Raw genomic sequence first — 8,065 nt, forward strand, 5'->3', positions numbered from 1 at the left:
TTTAGGGGGATCTTGCACGCTTTGCTACAAACAGTAGGACTTTTCAAACATCCTCCTAGACTCTTTGGGGCGATCGCCCCACCCAAACATTCTGCACAAAGTCGACCCGAACGACACAAAGCCGACCCCAAAGAACGACACAAAGCCGACCCCAAAGTAAGACAGCGAGAACTCCGCAGGGCAGAACTCTCGCTGTTGCAAAGATTTAGTTGTCCTGAATGTGTCCTGGATGTGTCCTGAGGATGTCCTGAATATGCCCTAAATGCGTCCTGAATGCATCCCGAATGCGCCCTGAATGCGTCCTGCAATCAATCCTGAAAAGTGTCCCGAAATGCTGCTAGCCCGCAAGACAGAGGGGCAACCTGGACACTGGACATGAACACTGGGTCTGGACTCTGGGCATATACACCGGGCATACACACTGGGCAAAGCTGTTTGACGGGTTACTTCAAAACGCCGAAGTAGTAGGCCGCCACCACAAAGTTGATGCCGAGCAGCAGCAGGGCCCAACCGGCGCGGAAGGTATAGGGAGGTTTGCTGGCGGGTTTGGATTTAGAAGTCATAGCAATTCCTAACAGCGATAAACAGCAGAGAATCTAATCGTTCATTATTAACCACAGCGGGGGACTTGATAACCCTCCGCTTGGCAAAACGAAACATTACAAATAGGGGGGACGAGAATCAGGGGGACAAGAATCAGGAGAACAAATAGAGGGCAGCCAGAGGGCAGCCATCTTTTTCCCAAACCTCATTCCCGTCCACACGCCCCAAATCGTTTGCACAGCAAAACGCATGTACTATAGAAAATCCTAAGAACGTGTGTATTATGGCATTAAGAACGTATGTATTACGAAACCAAAAAGCTCGGTACATCCCTGCAATACGTCTGCAAAAGCTTGCAAATCACCCTGCAAATTATCTTGCAAATTACCCTGCAAATTACTGAGCGTGAATGCTAGCGCGAACGGGTTACGGAATTAGCGTATGGAATTGGAAAATCCATTGGGGTCTGTGATTCAAGGCTCCCTCAGCCAGGGGCTAGAGGTGCGGCTGCACGCGGATGTGTCGGTCGAAGATATGCGCGTGGGCAAGTTTCTGGTGGTTCAGGGGCGGCGATCGCGCTTCTTTTGTATGCTCACCGATGTCTCTCTGGGAACCACCAACCCCCGCATTGTCTCCAACCCGCCCGACCCCAGCAACACCTTTTTGCAAGAAGTCCTGGCAGGCAGCGGCACCTACGGCACCATCAACCTGTCACCGATGCTGATGTTCACCCCCACCGACGAACAGAGCGCCCCATCCAAAATCCAAAATCCAAAATCCAAAACCAGCCCTCTCCAAGCCAACACCAGCGCCATCGAGCTACTGCCCGTCAAAACCATTCCCAGCCACTTTAGCCAGGTGTTCGACGCGAGCGATCGCGACTTTCGCGCCGTCTTTGGCTGGGAAGACGACCCCCATCGGCGCAACTTTTCCGTGGGGCAGCCGATTGATATGGACGTGCCCATTTGCATCGATCTGGATCGGTTTGTGGAGCGCAGCAACGGCGTATTTGGCAAGTCGGGCACGGGCAAATCCTTCCTAACGCGGCTGCTGCTGTCGGGCATTATTCGCAAGCGGGCAGCGGTGAACCTGATTTTCGACATGCATTCGGAATACGGCTGGGAGGCCACCAGCGAGGGCGGCTCCAAGTCTCGCGTGTCGATGGTGAAGGGGCTGCGGCAGTTGTTTCCGGGGCAGGTAAAAATCTTCACGCTCGATCCCCAATCGACCCAGCGGCGGGGCGTGCGCGATGCCCAAGAGCTATTCATCAGCTACGACCAAATCGAGGTAGAAGACCTGGCGCTGGTGCGCGGTGAGCTAAACGTCTCGGAGGCAGCGCTAGAAAACGCCATTATTCTCCGAAACGAGTTTGGCAAAGCCTGGATTTCTCGCCTGCTGTCGATGAGCAATGAGGAGATTCAGGAGTTTTGCCAGGTGAAGATGGGCAGCCCAGCGTCGATTATGGCGCTCCAGCGCAAGCTGACCCGGCTGGATGATTTGAAATATCTGCGCCCTGCCTGTCCGCATAACTATGTGGGGCAGGTGCTAGAGGCGCTGGAGGCGGGCAAGCATGTGGTCGTGGAGTTTGGCTCCCAGTCAAACATGCTGTCCTATATGCTGGCGACGAATATCATTGCGCGACGCATCCACGCCAGCTACGTGCTGAAGGCGGAGCGCTTCTTGCAGACGAAGAATCCGGGCGATCGCCCCCATCAGCTTGTCATCACCATCGAAGAGGCGCACCGGTTTCTCGACCCGGCCACCGTCCGGCAGACCATCTTTGGCACGATCGCCCGTGAAATGCGGAAGTATTTCGTAACGCTGCTGGTGGTCGATCAGCGCCCATCGGGCATCGACAACGAGGTGATGTCGCAGATCGGCACGCGCATCACGGCCCTCTTAAATGATGAAAAAGACATCGACGCAATTTTTACGGGCGTGTCTGGCGGGCAGGCGCTGCGGTCTGTCCTAGCGAAGCTCGATTCCAAACAGCAAGCGCTAATTTTGGGGCACGCCGTGCCGATGCCCGTCGTGGTTCGCACTCGTCCCTACGACGAAACTTTCTACGCCGAAATTGGCGAAACCGCCTGGGAGGAGATGCCCGATGCCGCCGTGTTCCGGGTTTCGGAGGCGGCCAAGGCTGATCTAGGCTTCTGATCGCAGCACAGCCACCTTCTCCCTCGCCCAGGCCCGCAGCGCCAATTCTGCCTCCACTTCGTCCTGCTGTGCCTGTTCCAAAAAGCGGTAGAGGTCGTCTTTTTCCACCCAGCCAAAGGTAGGGCTGTGGCTCTGCTCGACATACTCGCCCGCTTGCAGGTGGTAAATCCGCCACTCGCGCCCGTTGTATCGCCAAAACTCTGGCACGCCGAGGCTGGCATAGAAGCGATTTTTGTCAATGTCGGTGTGGGTGATGTCTACTTCCACCACCAGATCGGGCGGCGGGTCGGTGACAAAGTTGACCTTGCGGCCGGCGACCTGCGGCTGATGCTGAATGTAGTAGGCGCAGTCGGGTTCTGATCCGCGATTCAGGTCTTCCCGATTCATAGTGGTGGAACCCATGGTCTTGATCTTCATGCCCAGTTCCACCACCAAGATTCTTATAAACAGTTCAATCAGCCTTAGCGAAAATTCGTGATCTTCCAGCGGCATCGTGATTTCGAGGGTTCCCTGATCGTAGGTAAGGCGGGCGGCGCGGCTCTGGGGCAGGGCATCCAAAATTTGCAGATAGCCGTCCCACGTTAGCCCGCGCAAGGTGACACGCTTTTCGCCCAGGACGGGTGGGCGGGCGATCGCCGTTTCTGCACCGCTCACGGTCTGCATCTCACCCTCCTGAACCTCACCCTCCTGAACCCCAACCTCGACCATCAAAATCACCCCGTTGAAACTAGCCTGTTTGGTCTGCCTCTTTAACCCATTGATCTGTTTGATCTACTGATGATCATGATCTACTGATCTACGCTGTTTCGCTCCAATCCAACCCTATCCAGGGAGTTCGGTTTTCCCACCGTACTAGCCGAACCTAATCTCTCCATAAATCGCTAGATGATAGGGAGACACGGTGAACATTTGTTTTGATTTCTCCGTCCTTTGTTAATGTCAAAGGTTCTTACGAAAGCTGCTCACGATTCTTCACCTGAAAGCGCCACGCCGTCCTCTCGCTGTTCACCTGCAAAGTTCACCCGTTTGGATGAATGCTCAGCCCTTTACGGAAGCCTAAACTTGTATTATAGTCTTCATAAAAGAGTGAACTCATAACGACTTCGCTTTTGTGATATACCTCTCGTCTACTTCGTACTCTGGTTTCGCTTTTTGGCTCTCCGTCTTGGGCTTTCAGCGCCACGCCCAATCTGTTAGCGCTTTGACCATTGGTTTGACTGCCAGTTTTGACTGCCAAGAGTATTGGTCTTAAGAAAGGGTTACTACTTTCCTGAAGAATGCCGCTAGTCGTAGTAATATCTACATTCAACTCGCGTTTAAGCTGTTTTTAAGCTGCCCTGGGTTGGTTAAGAGGGAGTCGTCCAGAGAGACGCACCCAGGCAATGATCTAGAGATTTCACCTGTTTTTGCCTCACCTGTTTTCGTCTGAGCGTCGCTTCTTTCGTTCGGATTTTCAATTCCTACTTCGGACTTGTTCGCCAGCCTCAACATCGTTCCACTGGTTTCCTCAGTGGGTATAGTCAAGCCTCTTCATAAGGCGGCTTCCTGATCTAGAAACTGCACTAGAAGCTGGCTTATAAGTTAGTCTCTCTATTTTTTGCTTCTTTGCTGGGGCTGGTAGAGCGTCTGACCATCCAGTTTACGTTTCCTGTTCGATTCAAGATTGTTCAACGGAGTCTCGCATTCATGGCAACCGCAAACACCACAGCTAAAACGACGAAACCGCTGTTTACCGCAGATATGGTGCGAACCTATCTGCACGAAATTGGTCGGGTGCCGCTGCTGACCCATGAGCAGGAGATTGTCTATGGCAAGCAGGTGCAGCAGATGATGGCACTCCTGGAGGCGAAAGAGGCTCTGGCCAACAAGCTGGAGCGGGAGCCTTCGCTGGCGGAGTGGGCAGCCCAGGTCAACCTGACGGAAGCCGAGTTGAGCCAAGCCCTGCGCGTGGGCCAGCGGGCAAAGCAAAAGATGATCGAGGCGAACCTGCGCCTGGTGGTGGCGATCGCCAAGAAGTATCAGAAGCGCAACCTGGAATTCCTGGATCTGATCCAGGAGGGCACGCTGGGTCTAGAGCGCGGCGTGGAGAAATTTGACCCCACGCGGGGCTACAAGTTCTCGACCTACGCCTACTGGTGGATTCGTCAGGCCATTACGCGGGCGATCGCCCAGCAGGCCCGCACCATCCGCCTGCCCATCCACATTACCGAAAAGCTCAACAAGATCAAAAAGGTGCAGCGCGAACTGACGCAGGAATTGGGCCGTGCGCCTACGCCCGCAGACATCGCCGAAGCGCTGGAGCTAGAGCCAGGACAAATCCGTGAATTCTTGCTGATGGCGCGTCAGCCCGTGTCGCTAGATCTCAAAGTCGGCGACAACCAAGACACCGAACTGCAAGACCTGCTAGAAGACGACGGCGCATCGCCTGAAACCTTCACGGTGCAGGAATCGCTGCGGCAAGACATCCAAAACCTGTTGGCAGAGCTAACGCCTCAGCAGCGGGAGGTGCTGGTGCTGCGGTTTGGGCTGGAAGACGGCAATGAGCTATCGCTGGCAAAAGTGGGGCAGCGGATGAACATCAGCCGTGAGCGCGTGCGTCAGCTTGAGCGGCAGGCGCTGGATCACCTGCGTCGCCGCAAAGTCAACGTTCGTGGATATTTGGCCAGTTAATTCCAGCCAGTTCGTCAAACTGTCCTTTCTTCCCGTTTGTTTAACGGAATGCATGGGATGAATAGAGGTGGAGCGGTGCATAACCCCTCCACCTCTATTTCATAGGTGATGATGTGAGGGTCAGACGAGGAGATTCTTTTTCTAAGCCTTCTGCGCTGCCTCAGGGTCATCATTTTTTGCTGCATGTTTTGCTGCATGGATGCCCTAGCAAGCGGTGATTAAGATCACCTACTTGGGTGAGCGAATCGGGTGATTTGCCTCCTACTCTCGCTCTATAAAGTAAGGCCATAGCGGTTCAGCGGTTCAGATTCTCTCGCAAGGTTACGCGCAGCTTCCGTCATCTCATTCCCAGGCTCGATCTCATCATCCTGTGGACTGGGCTAGGCTTCACTCAAGACTTCCGGCGCAGCTTCTAAAAATGTTCAGCAGCGAACTTTTCTAAGAAGTTTTGCAATTTTTTGAAGCGAAATCTGGAATTTGAATCCTTGGCGGTGTAGCTGTTCGGAGAGACGGTGGACGTTTCAAACTCTCGAAATTAGCCCCCTTTTCTTCAAGAGTTGTGAAGCCCATCCAAAGCGTTAAATCGAAGCTCGTAAGCTCTATATAGGCAGCAAAATAGTCAGCGAACTATAGAGCGAATTTCTAACTGTAAATCTTCTATGTAATCTTTAGTTTTGTGAAGGAGGACTGCCAATGCTGAGCTTGACCAACCGTTTCCCCCAAACGTCGCAGTCCCTTTGGAATCGTTTTGAAAAGCCCTTTACGGCGCTGTTTCTAACATTAGGACTAGCGGCTGCGGCACTGGCTCCAGCCCATGGTCTCGAAGCATCCCGGCTGACGCAAGCCAGCGCTGCAACGGTTGCCCGCTTGGAAGGTGCAATTAGCCAGCGGTTTCCCAATGGCGTTTATTTGTACGGACAGTCTCAACAGCCTGACCAGCTTGGCTCTGCCTACATGGTGTTTGAAGTCACAGAGAATCAAGTGGTAGGCGCGTTCTATATGCCCTATTCCTCCTTTGATTGCTTTTATGGCGAGGTGCAAGCCCAGGAACTAGCGTTAAACGTGATTGATTCCTACGAGCAAACGGTGCATCCCTACTCGGTGGCGCTGCAAACGAATGCGTCGGTCGCGGCGACGGGCGGAGAGGCGATCGCCCCTCTGAACCTGGAAGGATTTCACCCGCTTTCCGCACTGAGCGAAAACGACCAGCGCATTCTCAACACCTGCAAGATTAGCCCTGAGCGTGTGAATTAGAAAAAAGAAGAACGAAGAAGGAAGAACAAAAAAGAAGAGTGGGGTTTTCGTTCTTCGTTCTTCTCTCTTCGTTCTTTAAAACCTCGTTCTTCTCTCTTCTTTTTTCAAAACACCGTTCCGTCACTTTGAATCGAGATTGGAGGATCGCCGCCCGGACGCAGTTCGGCGGCGATTTTTCGGCCGGCTGCCCAGGTTCCGCCTTCCAGGACTTTCACGAGCGGCAGTTCGGTGGCGCTGAGGCCGAGTTCGCGGCGGATGGCAGTTGCAATGAGGTCGAGCAAGACAATGGTGAGCGATCGCCATTCCACAATCACCTCAGAACTGGGCAGGTGCGGCCTACGCAGCACATCGTCGTGCTTTGGCTCCAGCAGCCCCAGATCCACGCATAGCCCGCCGTTGCGATATTCTGCCAGACCCGTAAGCTGGTCAAGCTGCGTGATTTCTAGCCCCAGGTCTTGTAGCGGCTCCAGCAGAGAATAGGTGAGCCACTGCGACAGCTTGTGAAACGGGACGAGGTTTGACCCCGGCTCGGTGTCGGGCAGGGCGGGATGGGGCCAGACATCGCCCAGATTCACGCCATCGAGCGTGATGCGGCCGGGCCAGATGTCGCCCAGCCCTTGCAAGACGGCTTGCAGTACCGTGGGCGCGGGCAACTGCTGCTCCTCAGTTTGCGTCAGCAGGTAGTCCACCAAGTTGCCGGGTCGCGGGGTTTGACTGCCGAAAAATTCCGGCTTTTGGGTGAGGGTGTGGCCAAGCTGTTGCAGCAGGGCGACGCGACCCGATAGCCCCACCAGTGGGTTTGCATCTGTGACCTGGAAGGACTGAGCGAGGTCGGACTCGGTGATTTGCTGGAGAGCGGCGGCGGTTGCCTGGAAGGGGGCAGTGCGATCGCCCGAAAATGCGCCCTCGCAAAACATCCAGAAGCTCGCCACCGCCAACCCCTCCGACCGCTGAAACACCTGACCGCTGCTGGCTTCCGCATAGCGCCACACCGCACCCGCACCCGCATCCAGCAGCACGCTGAGAATCACCAGATCGAACTTGGCCCGCGCCTGGGCTACCGGATCAAGCTCGGACATCTGCGCCTCCAACTGGGCAACGCGATCGACCTTGCCCATGCCAAAATGTCGCCAGCGGCTGTGAAACGGCACGTTCAGGTCGGGATAGTTTTCTCGCATCACCCGCAGCACGTAGTCGGCCGTGGGCTGGAGGCGATCGCCCCGATAGCGAAAGTGCGTCAGCTTGTCGGCGCGGGCCAGCTCAAACAACTGCTGAGTGCGATCGCGGATGGCTTGTGGACTCTGGAGATAGATGACGGTGGACATGATGCAACCCGTGGCGGCAAATATAGCGGCAAATTGCAGATAAGCGTTTAGCCCCATCAGCTTAACAGGACTTAGGAGCTTGAAGCCTGCGAGCCAGATCCCCCCTAGCCCCCCTT

Annotated in this window: 6 protein-coding genes; 3 read left to right on the forward strand and 3 right to left on the reverse strand. The window is 54.8% G+C overall.

The genetic code is table 11. From position 1 onward, the window contains the following. Nucleotides 1–443: 443 nt before the first annotated feature. Nucleotides 444–563, reverse strand: a complete 120-nt coding sequence (gene psaX / locus IGS51_RS00700; RefSeq protein WP_172357899.1) for a photosystem I protein PsaX — start codon at nucleotides 561–563, stop codon at nucleotides 444–446. 421 nt (nucleotides 564–984) lie between these two features. On the opposite strand from psaX, the gene IGS51_RS00705 reads away from it, so the two are divergent. Then, nucleotides 985–2,700 (forward strand): ATP-binding protein, encoded by a 1,716-nt coding sequence (locus tag IGS51_RS00705; protein WP_297074877.1) that lies wholly within the window; start codon nucleotides 985–987, stop codon nucleotides 2,698–2,700. Here the strand turns inward: IGS51_RS00705 and IGS51_RS00710 are convergent. After that, nucleotides 2,689–3,363 carry a Uma2 family endonuclease gene (locus IGS51_RS00710; protein ID WP_297074878.1) on the reverse strand — a complete coding sequence of 225 codons (675 nt, stop codon included), beginning with the start codon at nucleotides 3,361–3,363 and terminating at the stop codon, nucleotides 2,689–2,691. The two genes, IGS51_RS00705 and IGS51_RS00710, sit on opposite strands and share 12 nt — an antisense overlap. Before the next feature lie 1,023 nt (nucleotides 3,364–4,386). Between IGS51_RS00710 and IGS51_RS00715 the strand changes: the two genes are divergently transcribed. Then, complete coding sequence (locus tag IGS51_RS00715; RefSeq protein ID WP_297074879.1) at nucleotides 4,387–5,370, forward strand: RNA polymerase sigma factor, RpoD/SigA family; 984 nt, start codon at nucleotides 4,387–4,389, stop codon at nucleotides 5,368–5,370. Nucleotides 5,371–6,063: 693 nt separating this feature from the next. After that, complete coding sequence (locus IGS51_RS00720) at nucleotides 6,064–6,624, forward strand: hypothetical protein (protein ID WP_297074880.1); 561 nt, start codon at nucleotides 6,064–6,066, stop codon at nucleotides 6,622–6,624. Nucleotides 6,625–6,728: 104 nt separating this feature from the next. On the opposite strand, the gene IGS51_RS00725 is transcribed toward IGS51_RS00720, so the two are convergent. Then, the gene (locus IGS51_RS00725) at nucleotides 6,729–7,949 is read right to left on the reverse strand and encodes a URC4/urg3 family protein (RefSeq protein ID WP_367279218.1); all 1,221 of its coding nucleotides are present in this window, start codon (nucleotides 7,947–7,949) and stop codon (nucleotides 6,729–6,731) included. Nucleotides 7,950–8,065 lie beyond the last annotated feature (116 nt).

It is taken from the genome of Thermoleptolyngbya sp. M55_K2018_002 (assembly GCF_015295965.1).
Taxonomy (GTDB): Bacteria; Cyanobacteriota; Cyanobacteriia; order Elainellales; family Elainellaceae; genus Thermoleptolyngbya; species Thermoleptolyngbya sichuanensis.